This is a genomic window from Streptomyces sp. NPDC040405 (assembly GCF_055595765.1).
Map to the genome: position 1 here is coordinate 354,429 of NZ_JBVIVI010000008.1, position 17,748 is coordinate 372,176.

A 17,748-nucleotide genomic window follows, 5' to 3' on the forward strand; every position below is an offset into this window, starting at 1 on the left:
GCTTTCAGAGTTGTAGTGAATTCAGTTCAGTTACGAGGGGTGAGGTTATGACCGTGGAAGACGAGATCCAGTTCGAGCGTGACGGCCACATCGCCCGGGTGTGGCTCAACCGCCCGTGGAAGAAGAACTGCGTCACCGTGCCGATCCTGGACCGGCTGGACGAGATCATCACCGAGGTCGACGAGGACCCCGAGCTGCGGGTCCTGGTGGTCCGCGGCCGTGGCGGCACCTTCTGCTCGGGCTTCGACCTCGACAGCTTGAAGGCCGAATACGTCGGCAAGTCGAACGCGATCGACGTGGCGGTGAAGTCCGCGAAGGTCTGCGATCGCCTGTACTCGATGAAGACCCCCTCGGTCGCGGTGCTGGAGGGCCACGTCACCGCCGGTGGCTTCGAGATCATGATCTCCTGCGACTTCGCCATCTCCGCCGACGACGCCAAGATCGGCGACTTCCACATCCGCCGCGCGCTGTTCGGCGGGGCGGGCCCGATCTACCGGGTGCCGCGCATGATCGGCATCCGCAAGACCAAGGAGCTGATGCTCACCGGCAAGCTCCTCTCCGGCGTCGAGGCCGCCGACTTCGGGCTCATCAACATGTCCGCACCGGCCGAAGAGCTGGACGCGACGGTCGAGGACTTCATCGGGAACCTCACCGACAAGAGCCCCTTCACCATGTGGCTCACCAAGATGACGATCGACCGCAGTCTGGACGCCGACACCCAGTCGCTGATGGTGATGGAGCATCTCGCCGTGGGCGTGGCGCTCAACTCCGACGACGCGAACGAGGGCGTGTCGGCGTTCCTGGAGAAGCGTGAACCCAAGTGGCAGGGGCGCTGACCGGGATGGCCATGGATCCGCGGAGTCCGACGACCGCCGGGCTCCAGGGCTCACGCTGCTCCGGCTGCGCGGTGACGGTCCACCCCGCGGAGGACACGTGCCCGCGCTGCGGCGGGGCCGCCGATCCGGTGGCCCTCCGGGGCACGGGCACGCTGTGGACCTGGACGGTGCAGCGGTACGCCCCCAAGTCGCCGCCCTACCAGGCCCCGCCCGGAGGCTTCGTGCCCTTCGCACTCGGCTATGTCGAGCTGGCGGAGGGCGTGCGGGTGGCCGCCGTCCTCGACCTCGACGACCTCGAGGACATCCGTATCGGCATGCCCCTCACCGTGACCGCGGGCCCCGGCGTCCCGCGGGCTCGGCCCACCACTCACGGCGCGGAGGGAACATGAGCACCGACGTCCTGATCTGCGGCGCCGGGCGCACCCCGTTCGGCCGGTCCGAGGCAACGGGCCGCCAGCTGGCCGTCGGCGCGGTGAACGCCGCTCTGGCGGACGCCGGAATCGCGTGGTCGCGCGTGCGGGCCGCGTTCGGCGGCAGCGACAGCGCGGGTCTCGCCGACACCCTGGTGTCCCAACTCGGCCTCACCGGGCTGCCGTTCGTCAACGTCAAGAACGGCTGCGCCACCGGCGGCAGCGCGCTGATCTCCGCCGTCAACGCGATCCGCTCCGGCATGGCGGACGTCGTCCTCGCGGTCGGCTTCGACAAGCACCCGCGCGGCGCCTTCGACCCCAGGCCCGAGGACTGGGGCCTGGGCACGGAGTACGGCAGCGACGGGCTGATGGTGACCACCCAGTTCTTCGGCATGAAGATCCAGCGCTATATGCACGACCACAAGATCACCCCGCGGACGCTCGCCCTGGTCGCCGAGAAGGCGTACCGCAACGGTGTCCTGACCCCCGAGGCGTGGCGCCGGGCGCCGCTGTCCGCCGAGGAGATCCTCGACTCCGGCATGGTGAGCGATCCGCTGACCCGCTACATGTTCTGCTCACCCGGAGCGGGCGCGGCCGCGCTGGTGCTCTGCTCGCCCGAGGCCGCCCGTGCCATGGACGGCCCGCCGGTCACCCTGCGTTCGGCGGCGCTGCGTACCCGGCGCTTCGGCTCGTTCGAGGTCTTCAGCCCGTGGATCCCCGCGGGCGAGCTGACCAGCGTCAGCCGCGACGCCTCGGCGGCGGCCTTCGAGGAGGCGGGGGTCGGCCCCCGCGACATCGACGTCTGCCAGCTGCAGGACACCGAGAGCGGTGCGGAGGTCATGCACATGGCCGAGTGCGGATTCTGCGAGGACGGTGAGCAGGAGCAACTGGTCGCCTCCGGCGCCACCGGAATCGGCGGGGCGCTGCCGGTCAACACCGACGGCGGCTGCATCGCCAACGGCGAACCCATCGGAGCCTCGGGGCTGCGCCAGGTCTACGAGATCGTCCAGCAGCTGCGCGGACGAGCCGGTGAACGGCAGGTCCCCGGCTGGCCCCGGGTCGGCTTCACCCATGTGTACGGCGCCCCCGGCGTGAGCGCCTGCACCGTGCTGTCCCGCTGAACGACCCGCTGAGAGACCCGCTGAACATTCCGCCGAACGGAGGTGGCAGAGAGGTGGCCGAAGAGATGAGCGGCATCCTGGAACCCGAGGAGTTCCGCGCCGCGGCCCGGCAGTGGCTCGACACCGTCGCCCGGCCCCGCGCCGCCGACGGGGAATGGGGCAGCGGCTCCGACTCCGTCGCCGTGTTCGAGAACTGGACCGAGGAGCAGGAGCGCGAGCACACCGCACGCGTCCAGACGTGGGAACGCACCCGCTACGACCAGGGCTGGTCCGCCCTCAACTGGGCGGAGGACTACGGGGGACGGGGCCTGCCCGCGTACTACGAGCAGCTCTACCGCGCCGAGGAAGCGGCCTTCGACGTACCGCACCGCCCCGAGATCTTCCCCGTGACGCAGGCGCTCGTCGCCCCCGCGATCGGCATCTGGGGCACCGAGGAGCAGAAGGACCGCTGGCTGCGGCCCATGCTGCGCACCGACGAACTCGCCTGCCAGCTGTTCTCGGAGACCGAGGCCGGATCCGACCTCGCCGCGGTGCGCACCAGAGCGGTGCGCGACGGCGACTCCTGGGTGCTGACCGGGCACAAGGTGTGGACCTCCGGAGCCCGCGTCGCCACCTGGGGCGTCGCGGTGTGCCGCACCGATCCGGACGTGCGCAAGCACGCCGGTATCACCGTCTTCCTGGTGCGCATGGACGCGCCCGGCGTCACCGTACGGCCCATCCGGCAGATGACCGGCGGCACCAGCTTCAACGAGGTCTATCTCGACGGCGTGACCGTGCCCGACACCGACCGGCTCGGCCCGGTCGGCGAGGGCTGGCGGGTCACGCTCAGCGTGCTGGCCGCCGAGCGGCTCGACTCCGGCAGCCTCGGCCTCGACAACGCCGACCGGGCACTGGACCTCGCCGCGCACCTGCCCCGCCCCCTGACCGGCGGCGAACAGCAGCGGGCCGCCGACCTCCACATCCGCACCCTGATCCAGCGGCTCATCGGACTGCGGGTGACCGCCGCCCTCGTCGCCGGACGCGAACCCGGCGCGGAAGCCTCGGTCGGCAAGCTGTACGCCACCGAGACCATGCGCCGCACCGGCGACCTGGTGTCCGAGCTGCTGGGGCCGGGCCTCGTGGCGGACACGGGGGAGTGGGGCACCTACGCCTGGACGGAACATCTGCTCGGCGCCCCCGGCTACAGCATCGCGGGCGGCACCGACGAGATCCAGCGCAACATCCTCGCCGAACGCGTCCTCGGCCTGCCCAAGGAGCCCGTCCGATGAGCACGGCCACGCAAGGGACGGAGCTGGCCGCCCGGGTCCGCGACCGGCTCGCCCGCCACCACCCGGGCGCGGCGATCGGCGAGCTGACGGTGCTGCCGGGCGGCCACTCGGGGCTGACGTACTCGGTCACGGCGGGGGACGCCCGGTACGTCATCAAGGCGGTGCCGCCCGGACAGCGGCCCGTCGGACGCAACGACGTCCTGCGCCAGGCCCGGGTGCTGGGCGCGCTGGCCGGATCCCCGGTGCCGGTGCCCGGCGTCGTGGCCGTCGACGAGACCCAGCCCGCCTGGTTCGCCATGGACTTCGCGGCCGGGGAGGCCGTCGAACCGGTCCTCGACGAGCACGAGCTGTCCGCCGCCACGGCCCGCGCCCGGATGCTGGAGATCGCCACCGTTCTGCGGCGGCTGCACGCCACCGATACCGAAGCGCCCGGACTCGACGCGCCGGCACCCCTCGACGCCTCCGGCGAGCTGGAGCGATGGAGCCGCACCCTGCGTGCCGTTCCCGCCGAACTGCGGCCCGGCGGGGAGGAGTTGCTGGCACGCCTCGCCGACGGTGTGCCACGCGGCCTCCCGCCGGTGCTGCTGCACGGGGACTTCCGGCTCGGCAATGTGCTGTGCGTGGACGAGCGCGCCGTGGCCGTCGTGGACTGGGAGATCTGGAGCGTCGGCGACCCGCGGATCGACCTCGGCTGGTTCCTGCTCTTCGCCGACCACCGCAACTTCCCCCGGCTGGGACACCCCGTACCCGGCCTGCCCGGCGAGACCGACCTCCTGGCCGCCTACCGCGACGGCCGTCCCGCCCTGCCCGCGATGGACTGGTTCCGGGCGCTCGGCCGCATGAAGATGGCCGCGATCATGGGCCACAATCTGCGCCGCCACCGCGAGGGCAAGCACCACGACCCGGACCAGGAACGCCTGCCGCCCACCATCGCCGCGATGATCCGCACCGCGCGCGACATCCTCGGCTGATCCGGACCGGCCACCCGAACAGGAGCAATCGTGGATTTCGGATTCTCGCCCCGCGCGAGTGAACTCCAGGACCGCATGCGGTCGTTCATGGAGCAGCACGTCTTTCCCGCGGAAGCGACGTACGACAGGCAGCTGGCCGAGGGGGACGACCCGCACGCGCTGCCGCCGGTCATGGCCGGGCTGAAGGAGAAGGCTCGCGCCGAGGGCCTGTGGAACCTCTTCATGGCACACGGCGACTGGGGCGCGGGGCTCACCAACCTCGAATACGCGCCGCTCATGGAACTGGCCGGGCGATCCATCATCGGCCCCGAGGTGTTCAACTGCTCGGCGCCCGATACCGGCAACATGGAACTCCTCGCGCTGTACGGCACCCCCGAGCAGCAGAAGCGCTGGCTGCGGCCGCTGCTCGACGCGGAGATCCGCTCGTGCTTCGCCATGACCGAGCCCGAGGTCGCCAGCTCCGACGCCCGCAACATCCGCACCCGAATCACCCGCGACGGCGACGCCTACGTCGTCAACGGCCGCAAGTGGTACACCTCCGGGATCCTCGACCCCGACTGCGAGCTCATCATCCTGATGGGCAAGACGGATCCGGAAGCACGCACCTACCGGCAGCAGAGCATGCTGCTCATCCCCCGGCACACCCCGGGCGTCACGGTCCTGCGCGACCTGCCCATGTTCGGCTACACCGACCGGCTCGGACACGGCGACGTCCTCTTCGAAGACGTCCGGGTACCGGTCGAGAACATCCTCGGCGGCGAGGGCGAGGGCTTCGCGCTCGCCCAGGGACGGCTCGGCCCGGGGCGGATGCACTACGCGATGCGCGCCGTGGGGTTCGCCGAGCGCGCCCTGCAGCTGATGTGCGAGCGCGTCACCGCGCGCACCGCCTTCGGCGGGCCCCTCGCCGACCGTGGCGTGATCCGGGAGTGGATCGCCCGCAGCCGCATCGAGATCGAGCAGCTGCGGCTCCTCGTCCTCAAGTCGGCCTGGCTGATGGACACCGTCGGCAACGCCGCCGCCCGCATGGAGGTGGCCGCCATCAAGGTCGCGGCGCTGGACGTGGCCCACAAGGTGGTCGACCGCGCGGTGCAGGCCCACGGCGCGGCGGGCGTCAGCGACGACACCGTACTGGCCCGGCTGTACGCCATCACCCGGGCGCTGCGCATCGCCGACGGCCCCGACGAAGTACATCTGCGGACCGTGGCCCGCCAGGAACTCGCCAAGTACCGCACGACCGACCCGAAGACGGGGGCAGCGTGAGCGCCAACAGCCTCGACGGCAAGGTGGCCGTCATCACCGGCGGATCCCGCGGCATCGGCCTCGGCATCGCCACCGCCTACCGGGCGGCCGGAGCACACGTGGTGATCGCGGCCCGCAAACCGGCCGGACTCGACGGCGCGCGCGAAGAGCTGCTGCGGGTCAAGGGCGACGGCGACATCCACACCGTGGTGGCCAACGCCGGTGAGCCCGAGCAGGCGCAGGCGTGCGTCGAGGAGACCATGTCCCGCTTCGGCCGCCTCGACGTCCTCGTCAACAACGCGGCGACCAACCCGTACCACGGCGATCTGCTCGACCTGGACCTGCCACGCGCGGAGAAGACCGTACGCGTCAACCAGTACGGCATGATCGCGTGGACCCGGTACGCCTGGCGGGCCTGGATGGCCGAACACGGGGGAGCGGTGGTCAACATCTCCTCCGTCGGCGGGCTCGTCGTCGATCCGCACATCGGCTACTACAACGCCACCAAGGCCGCCATGCTGCACATGACCCGGCAGCTCGCCTACGAACTCGGGCCGCGCGCCCGCGTCAACGCCATCGCCCCCGGGCTGATCAAGACCGAGCTGGCGCGGGCGGTGTGGGAGGTCCGCGAACCGATCCTCACCGCCAAGCTCCCGCTGCGGCGCCTGGGCACGGTGGAGGACGTGGCCCACGCGGCACTGTTCCTGGCCTCCGACGCCTCCTCGTGGATGACGGGCCAGACCCTGGTGCTCGACGGCGGCGCGACCGCCCTGCCGATCGGGGTGGACGGATGAGCGCCCCCCGACCCGCCGCGGAGCTGTTCTCCCTCCAGGGCAGGACGGCCCTGGTCACCGGCGCCTCCGCCGGACTCGGCGCACGCTTCGCCGCAGTCCTCGCGCAGGCGGGCGCCACCGTGTTCGCCGCCGCCCGGCGCCTCGACCGGCTGAAGGAACTCGCCGACTCCGACGCGCGCATCCACCCCGTCGTCTGCGACGTCTCGCGGGAATCGGACCGTACGCGGCTCGTCGAGACCGCTCGGGACGCCACCGGACGCGTCGACATCCTCGTCAACAACGCCGCCAGCCCCGGCGAGACCCGCGCCCGGGACGAATCCCCGGACACCTTCGCCGACGTCCTCGGCGTCAACCTCACCGCCCCCTTCCATTTGGCACGTCTCGTGGCCGAGGCACCAGCCGAGGAAGGCGCGCCGGGCCGCAGCGTCATCAACGTCTCCTCCATCCTCGGCCTGGTCACCGGCGCCCCGCTCGGCGGCGCCAGCTACTCCGCGTCCAAGGCCGGACTGATCGGGCTGACCCGGGAACTGGCCGGACAGTGGGGCGCGGGCGGAACCCGCGTCAACGCGCTCGCCCCCGGCTGGTTCCGCACCGAGATGACCGCGGACCTCTTCGGCGACGAACGCTCCAGCCGCTGGGTCGAGCGCAACACCCTGCTGCGGCGCGGCGGCGAAGGCCAGGAACTCGACGGCGCGCTGCTGTTCCTCGCCTCGGACGCCTCCTCGTACTGCACCGGGCAGATCCTGACCGTCGACGGCGGATGGACCGCGCGATGACGGGCGGCATCGAGCTCCGCATCGACAACGGGCTGGCCCACCTCACCCTGCGCCGCGCCGAGGCGGGCAACGCCATCGATCTGAACCTGGCACGCGGACTGCTGGACGCGGCACGGACCTGCGTCGCGGAGGGCGTACGGGCCGTCCTGCTGACCGGCGAGGGGAAGTCCTTCTGCGTCGGCGGCGACCTCAGGGAGTTCTCCCGGTTCTCCGGCGCGGCGCTGGAGAGGCACCTCACCGAGGTGACCGACGCGCTGCACGACGCGCTGCGCACGTTCGCGGCGTACGACGCGCCCATGGTGGCCGCCGTCCACGGAGCCGTCGCGGGCGCGGGACTCGGCCTGGCCGCGTCCGCCGATGTGACCCTCGCCGCCGACACCGCTTCCTTCACCGCCGCCTACACCGGCATCGGCTACTCACCGGACGCCGGGGTCAGCTGGTTCCTGCCCCGCCTCATCGGCCCCAAGCGGGCCCTGGACCTGCTGCTGACCAACCGCCGTGTCACGGCCGCCGAAGCCGCGGACATCGGACTGGTGAGCCGGGTCGTCGCCCCCGACCGGCTGGTCGCGGAGGCCACGCGCACGGCCGAGGCGCTGCGCCGCGGCCCCACCGCAGCCTTCGGCGCCACCCGCCGTCTCGTCGCCGCCGGACTGACCGCCGACCTCGGTCCGCACCTGGACCGGGAGGCCCGCGCGATCGCCGCCGCGGCCGCCTCCGGCGCCGGGCAGGAGGGCGTCGCCGCCTTCCTGGGCAAGCGCACACCCGACTTCACGCGCACCGCCCCCAGCGCCTGACCCCCATGCAAATCCCCCGTGCCTGAAACCCGCAGCGCCTGAAACCCCCCAGGGCCTGCCCCCCCCTATGCCTGAAACCCGCACCCGAACCATGGAGCCCGCCATGTCCGAAGCGTTCATCGTCGGAGCCGTCCGTACTCCCGTCGGCCGCCGCAAGGGCGCGCTCAGCGGGGTGCACCCCGCCGACCTCGGCGCCCATGTGCTGCGCGCCCTGCTGGAGCGCACCGGGGCCGACCCGGGCGCCGTCGACGACGTGTACTTCGGGTGCGTCGGCCAGATCGGCGCCCAGACCGGCAACGTCGCACGCACCGCCTGGCTGTCCGCGGGACTGCCCCAGCACGTGCCCGGCACCACCATCGACCGCCAGTGCGGTTCCTCCCAGCAGGCCGTGCACTTCGCGGCTCAGGCGGTCGGCTCCGGCGCCGCCGACCTGGTGGTCGCGGGCGGGGTGGAGGTGATGAGCCTGGTGCCCATCGCCAGCCCCATGTACGTCGGGGAACAGGCGGGCCTCGGCAGCCCGTACGCGGGGGACGGCTGGCGCGACCACTTCGGCGACCAGGAGGTCTCACAGTTCCGCGGGGCCGAACTGATCGCCGGGAAATGGGGCATCTCCCGCACGGACATGGAGGAGTTCGCGCTCACCAGCCACCAGCGCGCCGTCGCCGCCCAGGCCGACGGCGCCTTCGATGACGAGATCACCCCGGCCTTCGGGCTCACCGCCGACGAGGGCCCGCGCGCCGACACCACGCTGGAGAAGATGGCCGGGCTGAAGCCCCTCACCGAGGACGGCAGGCTGACCGCCGCCGTTTCCAGCCAGATCTCCGACGGCGCCGCCGCCCTGCTGATCGCCTCCGGGGAGGCGGTGCGCCGCCACGGCCTGACCCCGCTGGCCCGGGTGCACACCATGGCCGTCGTCGGCTCCGACCCGATCCACATGCTGACCGGCCCGATCCCGGCCACCGAGAAGGTGCTGGACAAGGCCCGGCTGCCGATCGGCGCGATCGACCTGGTCGAGATCAACGAGGCGTTCGCCTCCGTCGTCCTCGCCTGGCAGAAGGAGACCGGCGCCGCCCCGGAGCGGGTCAACGCCTTCGGCGGGGCGATCGCGCTCGGGCATCCGCTCGGCGCCACCGGGGCCCGGCTCATGACGACGCTCGTCCACCAGCTGCGCAGGACCGGGGGCCGCTATGGCCTCCAGACGATGTGCGAGGGCGGCGGCATGGCGAACGCGACCGTACTGGAGCGGCTCTGACGCGGACCGGCCCGAGTCGAGCCGCGCTAGCCCGAGCCGATTGGCAACTGAGTTCAGGTTGGGGCTACTCTCGGGTACCGACGGGGTGGACGGCGGCCAGGAGACGGGGTCATGGCGACAAGGGTTGAACCGGAAGCGGGACCGAGGTCCAAGCGCGCGGCCATTCTGACGGCCGCCGTCGGCTGTTTCGGCGAGACGGGCTTCGAGGCCACCAAGTGGTCCACCGTGGCGGAGCGGGTCGGCATCGGGCAGACGGCGCTGTATCACTACTTCGAGTCCAAGACTCACTGTCTGCTCACCATCATGCGGCTGGAGCTGCAGCGGTCCCACGACAAGTTCACGGAGGCGACCGCGGACGCCACGGACCCGGTCGAGGCCCTTCGGGCGGCCGTCCGGGCGGCGTACGACGTCTCCGACCACGAGGTTCTGCAGATGCGCATCCTGCACAACCACATGGATCTGCTCTCCGGCCCGCGCAAGTCCAAGCGGGAGGAGGCCGAGCGCGTCGAGGCCCGCCAGCTGGTCCAGCTCGTTGAGCGGGACTGGACGAACCTGCTGGTCCGGGGCATGTCCCAGGGTGTGTTCCCGCTCCGTGACGCACAGCTGCTGGGCGCGGGCGTACTCGGCCTGATCGTCAGCGTCTGGCGCTGGTACCGGCCGTCGGGGCCGACCCCGCTGTCGGAGATCAGCGAGCTGATCGAGGGCGCCTGCGTGCGGATGGTCGCCACGTGACGCGCTGAGCGCCCTGTCGCTCCTGCCCCCGGCGGACCTCCGCCGGGGGCTTTGCCATGCCCGCGCCCTGCCCGCCGCCCGCACCCGCGCCAAAGCCGTGCCGACGGCGCAGGATGGTCTCGTACGGGCTCTTGTCAGCCGTGTTTCAGCGGGCTTACGATGCAAACTGAATTGAACTTGACTCAATTTGATCACCCTTAATGAGTGGCCGCCGACGGAAAGGGCCCCCTCATGGTGTTGCGCGCGTATCTGGCCGGCATGGACAGCCGGGATCCGGAACGGACGCTCGAACTGCTGGAACCCGATTTCCGGTTCCTCCTCGCCCTGCCGGGCAAGGAGGTCACCGGCACATCCAGGGAAGACTTCGCCGCGTACATCGCCGGTCGCAACCCCGTGGACCGGACACACGAGATCCTGCGCCACAGCCGGGACGGCGACCTGGAGACCGTATACGGAGTGGTGACCGAGGGCGGTCGCTACTCCGGCTCCTTCCACTCGGCCGCGGTGCTCTCGCCCGGCGGGCTCATGGCCCGCTACCAGGCCTTTTTCACGACAACCTTCCAGTTGGTCGACTGGGCCGGGGACAGGGGCCGGGTATGACGGGCACCCCGGCGGCGGCCCCCTTCCTCACCGCGTGGTTCGAGATCCTCGACGGGGACGAACCGTCCCGCATCCTCGACCTGATCAGCGACGACTTCTCGCTGTCCATCCTCTTCTCCACCGGCGGCGGCGACGCCACCGACTTCGCGGGGGGCCGCGACGCCCTGGTCGGCTACCTCGAACAGCGCGAAAAAGGCACCCGCACCCACCACCGGCTCGCGGCGACCACGCTCGGCCGGGACGAATTCTTCCTGGGCGAGGTGCGGCGCGCGGGCATCCCCGAGGCGAGCTTCGTCGCCGCCGGGCGGGTGAACGGGGACGGGCGGCTTCAGCGCCTGCTGATCGGGCGCTCGTCCGAGATCCGCTTCACCTGACCCTGCCTGCCTCACCCAGTGTCCATGGAAGCGACCACGTGCGGAGGACCGCCATGTACAACCTCGTCCTGCTGGCAGCCCGGCCCCCGGAGTGGACACACGAGCAGTTCATCGCGTGGTGGCGCGGCGACCACGCGGAGCTGACCCGCCACCTGCCCGGACTGCGCAGCTGGCGGCACACCGAGATCGACGCCGCCCTGGAGCCGCGCTCCGACGGCTGGGACGGCCTCTCCGTCCTCGGCTTCGACTCCCCCGAGGACCTGAAGAAGGCCCTCGCGAGCCCCGAATGGGCCGCTGCCGTCGCCCAGGTGGGCGACATGAAGGGCCGCCGCATCGCGGTCATGGGGTACGAGGCGGAGCTGTTCGCCGCCTGAGGAGGGACGAGATGCGACAGGTAGTGCGGGAGTTCCAACGGCAGGCCGACGAGGCCGACTTCGTCGCCGTCATCGACGATACGGGCAGCCATACCGCCCGGCAGCTCCTCGAGGAGGCCACGCGGCTGGCCGGAGCACTGTCCGCCGGGACGGCCGACGGAGCCGTCGGCACCGTCCTGATCCAGGCGGACAACTCGTGGCGCACGGTCGCCGCCACCCTCGCCGCGGGCCTCAGCACCGGGGACGGCGGGGTCATCGCGCTGGTCAACCGGCACACCACCCAGGCCGAATTCGCCACCGCCTGGGAGGACATCCGCCCGGACGCCGTCGTCGCCGAACCCTCGGCGATCGCCGAGTGGGGAGTGGCGGAACGGCTGCCCGGCCCGGTGCGGACCGTGCTCGACGGCTGGACGTGCCTGTCCGCCCCGGACAAACGCGAGGTGTCCCGGTGGTCGGGCGGCGTCCTCATCGGCCTGACCTCCGGGTCGACCGGGCGGCCCAAGGGCGTCGTACAGTCTGAGCAGGCCCTGCGCTACGCCGCGTCGACCACCATCAGCGTCAACGGCCTGTCGCCGGGCGACGCCGTCGCCGCGATCGTCCCGCTGTCGTCGACGGCCGCGTACTGCTTCGGCGTCTATCTCTCCCTCCTGCTGCGCGGACCGCTCGTCATGACGGGGAAGTGGGACCGGGCTCGCGCGCTGCGCCGGATGGCCGACAACGAGGTCCGCTGGACCATGTGCGTACCGACCATGGCGCTCCAGATGGGCGACGAGGCGGCCGGTTCCGGAATCCTCCGGGGCGTCCGGTCGATCACCGTCGGCGGCGGGCCCATGGACCGCCGAGCCCTGGCCCGGGCCGAACGGTCCCTGGGCACAAGGATCCTGCGGGTCTTCGGCATGTCCGAGTGTCTCGGCCACACCTCGCCGGGCCCCGACGACCCGGAGGAGATCAGGCTCGGCAGAGACGGCCGCCCCTTCCCGGGCACGGACGTGCGCGCGCTCACTCCCGACGGTCAGGTGGCGGGCCCCGGGGTGACCGGCCGGGCGCAGGTGCGCGGTCCTTCCCTCTTCCTCGGCTATGCCGGTGACGGAAGGGCCGTTCCCCCGGCGCTGACGGAGGACGGCTATCTGCCCACCGGCGATCTGCTGATCGTCCACGAGGACGGCACCATCACCATCATGGGCCGGGAGAAGGACATCATCATCCGGGGCGGCCGCAACATCGACATCACCGAGATCGAGCGCGCGGTCGCCGGTCACCCGCGGGTGGCCCGGGCGTGTGTGGCGCCCGTTCCTGACGACGTCCTCGGTGAACGCGTGGCCCTGCTCGTCGTCACCACGGACGGGAGGCCCGTCGACCTGGCCGAGATGACCGGCCACTTGGAGAACATCGGACTGTCCAAGACCAAGTGGCCCGAATACGTGTACGGTACCGACGAGTTGCCCCAGACGAAGGTCGGCAAGCTCGACCGGGGCGGGGCCCGGGACCTGGCCGTCAGACTGCACGCCGACGAGGCCGGCCGGTCCTGACGAGCCCCCGCGGGGGTGCGCGAGAGCGTGCCACCGCGGACGCCATCCGGCGTGGTCCGGGCAGCACACCGATGAGGAGGATCATGACAGCGCGGTTCGACCAGGGTCCGTGGGCAGCGGCCGGAGTCCAGACCGTCCAGCCCGGGGTGCACCGCGTGCCCCTGCCGCTGCCCAACGACGGCCTGCACGCCGTGAACGTCTACCTCCTGGAGGACCTGGACGACGACGGCGGCATCGTCATGATCGACGGCGGCTGGGCCATCCCCGAGGCGCGCAAGACGCTCGAGGAGGCCCTGGCCGCCATCGGCCGCGACCCCGGCGACATCAGCCACATTCTCGTCACCCACATCCACCGCGACCACTACACCCACGCCGTGGAGCTGCGCCGACTGCTGGGCTCACGCGTCTACCTCGGCGCGGGGGAACGCCCGGGACTGGAGATGCTCGACCGGCTGCGCAGCGACCAGCCCGTCGGGTCGCTGCGCACCCTGCGCGCTTCGGGAGCCGGGGAACTCGCCGACCGCATCGAGGCGATGGACCACGGCGGCTACGACCCGAGCGTGTGGGAGGCCCCCGACCGCTGGCTCGGCGCCGAAACCCTCCGCTTCGGCGACCGCGAGCTGCGGGTCGTCCCCACCCCCGGACACACCAAGGGCCATGTGGTCTTCCTGGACGAGCAGCGCGGACTGATGTTCTCCGGGGACCACGTCCTGCCGCACATTACCCCCTCCATCGGCTTCGAACTGGCCGAACCGGGCGGCCGTCCGCTCGCCGACTACCTGGACTCGCTGCGGCTGATGACCCGCTACGGCGACGCCCGCCTGCTGCCCGCGCACGGGCCCGTCACTGACAGCGCCCACACCCGGGTCGCCGAACTGCTCACCCACCACGACGACCGGCTCGCCGGGAGCCTGGCCGCACTGGGCGAGGACACGCTCGACGCCCACGCGGTGGCACGGGGCCTCGGCTGGACGCGCCGGGCCGTGCCGTTCGGAGACCTGAGCGCCTTCAACCAGATGCTCGCGGTCAACGAGACGGCCGCACATCTGGACGTCCTGGTCCTCCGCGGGCAGGTGACGGTGGCGTTCACCGACGGCGTGAACCAGTACACGCGCGTACGGTGATGAGCCCCGGTCAGTGGGTGCGCAGGCCCTGCTTCACCGCGTCGAAGACGGGACGGTGGGTGTCCCACTGGTCGTCGGGCGCCGAGAGGTAGACGTCGTACTCCTTGCCGCCCTCCCGCCCGAAGCCGAGGTCGATGGCGCGGAACGTGCGCACTCTGCCCTGGAACGTGCACTCCCAGACCGCCGCGGGCTGGCCCCGGAAGGTGGTCCGGTCCAGGCGCAGCCGCCGGTACACGTCGTAGTTCTTCTTCGTGTTCGCCTCGATGTCCCGGAAGTGCGCCACGGGTGTCGGCCCTGCGGGGTCCACCGTGCCGATGATGATGCCGACCAGGTTGTCGGGGGCGTTGTAGCTGACGCTCTCGGACGTGCGATCTTTCAGCTTCCACCCGTTCGGTACGGGGAAGGAGACGCCGAGCTTCTTCTCCTCGACCAGGTGGTAGCCGCGGGGCACCGGTGGGGGCGTGGATGCGGGGGCCTTCGCCTTGCCGTCGCCACCGTCCCGCTGCCCGCCGTCGTTCGGCCAGATGTAGGCGGCACCGGCCACGGCCACGGTCGTGAGCGCCACCACCGCGGCGCTCCATATGACCCGGCGCCGCTTACGGCGCCCGCCGCCGGACGGCGGCGGGGCCGCGGCCGTGTCCGGGGCATCCTGCCGTGGGGCCCGGACCCGGGTCGGCGCCTCCGCCGCCACGGCGCGCAGTTCCCGCTCCGTCTCCTCCGCCGACGGCCGCGCGTCGGGGTCCTTGGCGAGCAGCGCCTCGATCAGAGGTCCCAGCGGCCCGGCGTGCCGCATCGGCGGCAGCGGGTCGGCGGCGTTGGCGTAGGCCGTCTCGATCGCCGTATCCCGCCGGAAGGGCGGCTGCCCCTCCACCGCCTGGTAGAGCGTCGCGCCCAGCGCCCAGAGGTCCGAGAAGGGGCCGGGCTTGCGGCCCCTGACGCGCTCCGGCGCCATGTACTCGATGGAGCCGATCATCTCCCCGGTCCGGGTCAGCGTCGACGTTCCGCTGGTCACGGCAATGCCGAAGTCGGTGAGGACGATCCTGTCGTCGCCGCTGAGCAGCACATTGCCGGGCTTGACGTCACGGTGCAGCACTCCGGCCGCGTGCGCGGCCCGGAGCGCGGCGACCATGCCCCGGCCGATCCGCGCCGCCTCCTGGGGCGGGAGGGTGCCGCGCTCCTTGAGCAACGCGCCGAGGGTGGTGGACGGTACGTACTCCATGACGATGCACGGCAGCCCCTCGTCGTCGTCCACGACGTCATGGACGACGACCACGTTGGGGTGCGTGATGCGGGCGGCGCTCCGCGCCTCGCGGCGGGTGCGCTCGTACAGCGTGGCGAGTTCGTCGTCGGAGAGATGGTGTGGAGCGTGAATCCGCTTGAGCGCCACCTGGCGGCCCAGGACATCGTCCTCGGCCCGCCACACCGTGCCCATGCCGCCGCTGCCGATCCGCTCGGTCAGCCGGTACCGCCTGGCGACCAGCCGCCCCTTGTCCGACACCGCATCCCTCTTCGTTCTGACCGTGCTCGATGTGCCTCGACACGATAACCGGCGCGAGTACGCAGGCCACCATGGGCCTCCCGGCGTGGCGGGGTACTGTCCCGCGCATGGCGATGATGACTCTCGCGGACGGCCAGTGGCTCGACCGTGCACTGCAGTTCGTGGGGCTGGCCTGGACGTATCCGGCCTATGAGGACCTTTTCGTACGCAACGGCTGGCAGCTGTCCGGGAGCGAGGGCGAGCCCGTCATCCCGGAGATGGAGGTATTGCCACCGCCCGGCGAGGAGGGCGGCCAGGGCTGGCATCTGTGGATCGGCGACCATCCCGGCTGCGAGGAGGCAGGACCGGAGGTGGCGTGTGCCCACCCCGGCTGCCTGGACACCGTCGGGGTGCTGATGCCGCTCGCCTACGGCGCGTTCGAGGTGACCGACCCGGCGGGGGAGCCGCTGCCCCCGGAGGAGGTCTGGGAGTTCGACGCGTTCACGGGATGGCGGTGGCAGCCGGAGGCCACCGAGGACGACTGGGCCTCCGCCTTCCGGGCGGCCGAGGAACTGCTGCGCGCGCGGCTGGGCGAACCGGTGCCGCGGGCGCCGGACGAGGCGCTGGCGGCGGAGCGGGCTGTGGTCTGGGAGTACGGCGACTCCGCGGTGACCCTCTTCGAAGGCGCCGAGCTGCTGCATTACGGCCAGTACGACTGGATCTGCGTCGATGTGCGCCCCCGGGGCACACCGTGAGCCGGGGGCGCCGACGCCTCCGTCTCAGCAGGCGCTGTTGGTCTGGGTGAGCAGCCCCAGTCGCCACGGGAGCTGGGAGTCGTCGCCGCTCGCCGACGGGTTCATGCCCTGGTAGAGGAATTGGAGGCGGCACGGGTCGATGGTCATGGTCTGGTCGTTTCCGGTCCGGATGAGTTCGCCGTGGCTGATGTCGCGGGTCCAGGCGCCTGCGGGGAAGGTGACGTTGTTGCCGCGGGCGAAGGGATTGGACTCGGTGGCGGCCAGCGGCTGCCACTGGCCGGTGAGGTCCTGGGCGGTGAAGGAGCGGTAGTAGCGCCTGCCGTCGCTGCCGATGGCCTCCATCATCAGCAGATAGGTGTCGCTCCCCTGCACACGGTAGACCGCCCCACCCTCGAACAGGGCGAACTTGGAGTCCTGCAGGACGAGTTGAGTGTTCCGGAAGCCGCCCGGGAACTCCCCGACCGTGGTCTCCGAGCGGAAAACGTGGCCGTTGTCATCCGCGGAGAAGAGATAGCACTTGGCGGTGTCGCAGATGACCCAGTAGTCCAGGGTGCCCGAGCCCGCCGCATTGTCGAAGGTCTTGGGCGCCGACCAGCTGCGCGGGTTGCCGGGGTCGGTGCTGGTGGAGTACGAGGGCGGGCCGGTCTGATGCACGAGGTACCACAGGCGCTTGGGCGCGAAGTAGAAGACCTGGGGTGCGGCCGCGTACCGGCTGCCGATATTGGGATTGGTGCCCAGATACGTCAGCGGCGCCGAACCCGCCTGCGACCAGTCGGTGAAGCTGGTGTAGGCCAGGCTCCAGGCGCCCTGGGTGTTGGCGGTCGTCATGAAGACATGCCACTTGCCGCCCGCCCGCACCACCGTCGGGTCCTTGACGGACACGACGGGATACGTGGCATCGGGCTGGGGCGCGATCAGCGGTCCGCTGGAGGACCACTGGGAGCTGCCCGGCAGCCGGACGGCGGAACCTGCGGCCGTCCGGGCGTTCGGGGTCGGCGCGGAGGACTGATCGGCGGGGAGGGCGAACAGTGACATCGCCAGACCCAGCAGGAGCACCGCGGCCGCGTGGAACGCGCGCGGGTGGAGCTGTCGTCCTGGAAGCATGAGGGCTCCAAGGGGCATGCCGCACGAACACCAGGTACGCCCTTGCGGATCCGGAACGGTGGCGCGTGAGGAGGGCCTTACCGGAACGGATGGTGCGGGTGTGCATGCGTGTGCCGCCCAGCCTGATTCGACATACCGAACATCGGCCGGGCTCTCGGATGCCCTTGGAGCATAGAAGCCTCACGAAGAGCGTCAATACCTCGCGCACCGACAACCGG

At 71.6% G+C, this 17,748-nt stretch carries 19 protein-coding genes; 17 read left to right on the top strand and 2 right to left on the bottom strand.

The features are described from left to right. The first annotated feature begins 47 nt into the window (after positions 1 to 47). The 16 genes from ACZ59A_RS30625 (at position 48) to ACZ59A_RS30700 (ending at position 14,194) form a co-directional block, all read left to right on the top strand. Positions 48 to 836, top strand: a complete 789-nt coding sequence (locus ACZ59A_RS30625; protein WP_468050877.1) for an enoyl-CoA hydratase/isomerase family protein — start codon at positions 48 to 50, stop codon at positions 834 to 836. Positions 837 to 841: 5 nt separating this feature from the next. Continuing rightward, positions 842 to 1,225, top strand: a complete 384-nt coding sequence (locus ACZ59A_RS30630; protein ID WP_470965591.1) for a Zn-ribbon domain-containing OB-fold protein — start codon at positions 842 to 844, stop codon at positions 1,223 to 1,225. Then, positions 1,222 to 2,367 carry a thiolase family protein gene (locus tag ACZ59A_RS30635; RefSeq protein WP_470965158.1) on the top strand — a complete coding sequence of 382 codons (1,146 nt, stop codon included), beginning with the start codon at positions 1,222 to 1,224 and terminating at the stop codon, positions 2,365 to 2,367. Before ACZ59A_RS30630 ends, ACZ59A_RS30635 begins: the two co-directional genes overlap by 4 nt. Before the next feature lie 65 nt (positions 2,368 to 2,432). After that, complete coding sequence (locus ACZ59A_RS30640) at positions 2,433 to 3,635, top strand: acyl-CoA dehydrogenase family protein (RefSeq protein WP_470965594.1); 1,203 nt, start codon at positions 2,433 to 2,435, stop codon at positions 3,633 to 3,635. Further along, positions 3,632 to 4,606, top strand: a complete 975-nt coding sequence (locus tag ACZ59A_RS30645) for a phosphotransferase family protein (RefSeq protein ID WP_470965161.1) — start codon at positions 3,632 to 3,634, stop codon at positions 4,604 to 4,606. Before ACZ59A_RS30640 ends, ACZ59A_RS30645 begins: the two co-directional genes overlap by 4 nt. Positions 4,607 to 4,636: 30 nt before the next feature. Beyond that, complete coding sequence (locus ACZ59A_RS30650) at positions 4,637 to 5,866, top strand: acyl-CoA dehydrogenase family protein (protein ID WP_470965165.1); 1,230 nt, start codon at positions 4,637 to 4,639, stop codon at positions 5,864 to 5,866. Beyond that, entirely contained in the window at positions 5,863 to 6,639 is a 777-nt protein-coding gene (locus ACZ59A_RS30655; protein WP_468050864.1) for an SDR family oxidoreductase, read from the top strand. The genes ACZ59A_RS30650 and ACZ59A_RS30655 overlap by 4 nt, the downstream gene beginning before the upstream one ends. Continuing rightward, on the top strand, positions 6,636 to 7,415 hold the full coding sequence (locus ACZ59A_RS30660; protein WP_470965169.1) for an SDR family NAD(P)-dependent oxidoreductase: 780 nt from the start codon (positions 6,636 to 6,638) through the stop codon (positions 7,413 to 7,415). The genes ACZ59A_RS30655 and ACZ59A_RS30660 overlap by 4 nt, the downstream gene beginning before the upstream one ends. Further along, entirely contained in the window at positions 7,412 to 8,209 is a 798-nt protein-coding gene (locus tag ACZ59A_RS30665) for an enoyl-CoA hydratase/isomerase family protein (RefSeq protein WP_470965173.1), read from the top strand. Before ACZ59A_RS30660 ends, ACZ59A_RS30665 begins: the two co-directional genes overlap by 4 nt. Before the next feature lie 103 nt (positions 8,210 to 8,312). After that, a complete protein-coding gene (locus tag ACZ59A_RS30670) occupies positions 8,313 to 9,461 on the top strand; it encodes an acetyl-CoA C-acetyltransferase (protein ID WP_470965176.1) in 1,149 nt (382 codons plus the stop codon). Positions 9,462 to 9,572: 111 nt separating this feature from the next. After that, positions 9,573 to 10,193: a TetR family transcriptional regulator gene (locus tag ACZ59A_RS30675; RefSeq protein WP_470965182.1), complete on the top strand. Its 621-nt coding sequence runs from the start codon at positions 9,573 to 9,575 to the stop codon at positions 10,191 to 10,193. A gap of 231 nt (positions 10,194 to 10,424) precedes the next feature. Further along, positions 10,425 to 10,793, top strand: coding sequence for a nuclear transport factor 2 family protein (locus tag ACZ59A_RS30680; protein WP_470965597.1), 369 nt, complete (start codon positions 10,425 to 10,427; stop codon positions 10,791 to 10,793). Then, on the top strand, positions 10,790 to 11,167 hold the full coding sequence (locus ACZ59A_RS30685) for a hypothetical protein (RefSeq protein WP_470965187.1): 378 nt from the start codon (positions 10,790 to 10,792) through the stop codon (positions 11,165 to 11,167). The genes ACZ59A_RS30680 and ACZ59A_RS30685 overlap by 4 nt, the downstream gene beginning before the upstream one ends. A 53-nt stretch (positions 11,168 to 11,220) precedes the next feature. Continuing rightward, positions 11,221 to 11,541 carry an EthD family reductase gene (locus ACZ59A_RS30690; RefSeq protein ID WP_470965193.1) on the top strand — a complete coding sequence of 107 codons (321 nt, stop codon included), beginning with the start codon at positions 11,221 to 11,223 and terminating at the stop codon, positions 11,539 to 11,541. An 11-nt stretch (positions 11,542 to 11,552) separates the two neighbouring features. Beyond that, on the top strand, positions 11,553 to 13,070 hold the full coding sequence (locus ACZ59A_RS30695; protein ID WP_470965198.1) for a class I adenylate-forming enzyme family protein: 1,518 nt from the start codon (positions 11,553 to 11,555) through the stop codon (positions 13,068 to 13,070). Positions 13,071 to 13,153: 83 nt separating this feature from the next. Then, the gene (locus ACZ59A_RS30700) at positions 13,154 to 14,194 is read left to right on the top strand and encodes an MBL fold metallo-hydrolase (RefSeq protein ID WP_470965204.1); all 1,041 of its coding nucleotides are present in this window, start codon (positions 13,154 to 13,156) and stop codon (positions 14,192 to 14,194) included. 10 nt (positions 14,195 to 14,204) lie between these two features. On the opposite strand, the gene ACZ59A_RS30705 is transcribed toward ACZ59A_RS30700, so the two are convergent. Continuing rightward, positions 14,205 to 15,692, bottom strand: coding sequence for a serine/threonine-protein kinase (locus ACZ59A_RS30705; protein WP_470965206.1), 1,488 nt, complete (start codon positions 15,690 to 15,692; stop codon positions 14,205 to 14,207). A gap of 107 nt (positions 15,693 to 15,799) precedes the next feature. Here ACZ59A_RS30705 and ACZ59A_RS30710 point away from each other — a divergent pair, with 107 nt between their 5' ends. Next, positions 15,800 to 16,426 carry a hypothetical protein gene (locus ACZ59A_RS30710; RefSeq protein WP_470965209.1) on the top strand — a complete coding sequence of 209 codons (627 nt, stop codon included), beginning with the start codon at positions 15,800 to 15,802 and terminating at the stop codon, positions 16,424 to 16,426. Positions 16,427 to 16,450: 24 nt separating this feature from the next. Here ACZ59A_RS30710 and ACZ59A_RS30715 read toward each other — a convergent pair whose 3' ends face one another. After that, positions 16,451 to 17,530 carry a glycoside hydrolase family 62 protein gene (locus ACZ59A_RS30715; RefSeq protein WP_470965212.1) on the bottom strand — a complete coding sequence of 360 codons (1,080 nt, stop codon included), beginning with the start codon at positions 17,528 to 17,530 and terminating at the stop codon, positions 16,451 to 16,453. Positions 17,531 to 17,748 lie beyond the last annotated feature (218 nt).

What these genes read in the sequence shown, in the direction of transcription:
- ACZ59A_RS30635 (WP_470965158.1), top strand. Translation starts at nt 1,222, where the DNA reads ATGAGCACCGACGTCCTGATCTGCGGCGCCGGGCGCACCCCGTTCGGC.
- ACZ59A_RS30630 (WP_470965591.1), top strand. Translation starts at nt 842, where the DNA reads ATGGCCATGGATCCGCGGAGTCCGACGACCGCCGGGCTCCAGGGCTCA.
- ACZ59A_RS30695 (WP_470965198.1), top strand. Translation starts at nt 11,553, where the DNA reads ATGCGACAGGTAGTGCGGGAGTTCCAACGGCAGGCCGACGAGGCCGAC.
- ACZ59A_RS30670 (WP_470965176.1), top strand. Translation starts at nt 8,313, where the DNA reads ATGTCCGAAGCGTTCATCGTCGGAGCCGTCCGTACTCCCGTCGGCCGC.
- ACZ59A_RS30660 (WP_470965169.1), top strand. Translation starts at nt 6,636, where the DNA reads ATGAGCGCCCCCCGACCCGCCGCGGAGCTGTTCTCCCTCCAGGGCAGG.
- ACZ59A_RS30640 (WP_470965594.1), top strand. Translation starts at nt 2,433, where the DNA reads ATGAGCGGCATCCTGGAACCCGAGGAGTTCCGCGCCGCGGCCCGGCAG.
- ACZ59A_RS30710 (WP_470965209.1), top strand. Translation starts at nt 15,800, where the DNA reads ATGGCGATGATGACTCTCGCGGACGGCCAGTGGCTCGACCGTGCACTG.
- ACZ59A_RS30680 (WP_470965597.1), top strand. Translation starts at nt 10,425, where the DNA reads ATGGTGTTGCGCGCGTATCTGGCCGGCATGGACAGCCGGGATCCGGAA.
- ACZ59A_RS30645 (WP_470965161.1), top strand. Translation starts at nt 3,632, where the DNA reads ATGAGCACGGCCACGCAAGGGACGGAGCTGGCCGCCCGGGTCCGCGAC.
- ACZ59A_RS30625 (WP_468050877.1), top strand. Translation starts at nt 48, where the DNA reads ATGACCGTGGAAGACGAGATCCAGTTCGAGCGTGACGGCCACATCGCC.
- ACZ59A_RS30665 (WP_470965173.1), top strand. Translation starts at nt 7,412, where the DNA reads ATGACGGGCGGCATCGAGCTCCGCATCGACAACGGGCTGGCCCACCTC.
- ACZ59A_RS30700 (WP_470965204.1), top strand. Translation starts at nt 13,154, where the DNA reads ATGACAGCGCGGTTCGACCAGGGTCCGTGGGCAGCGGCCGGAGTCCAG.
- ACZ59A_RS30690 (WP_470965193.1), top strand. Translation starts at nt 11,221, where the DNA reads ATGTACAACCTCGTCCTGCTGGCAGCCCGGCCCCCGGAGTGGACACAC.
- ACZ59A_RS30685 (WP_470965187.1), top strand. Translation starts at nt 10,790, where the DNA reads ATGACGGGCACCCCGGCGGCGGCCCCCTTCCTCACCGCGTGGTTCGAG.
- ACZ59A_RS30715 (WP_470965212.1), bottom strand. Translation starts at nt 17,530, where the DNA reads ATGCTTCCAGGACGACAGCTCCACCCGCGCGCGTTCCACGCGGCCGCG.
- ACZ59A_RS30675 (WP_470965182.1), top strand. Translation starts at nt 9,573, where the DNA reads ATGGCGACAAGGGTTGAACCGGAAGCGGGACCGAGGTCCAAGCGCGCG.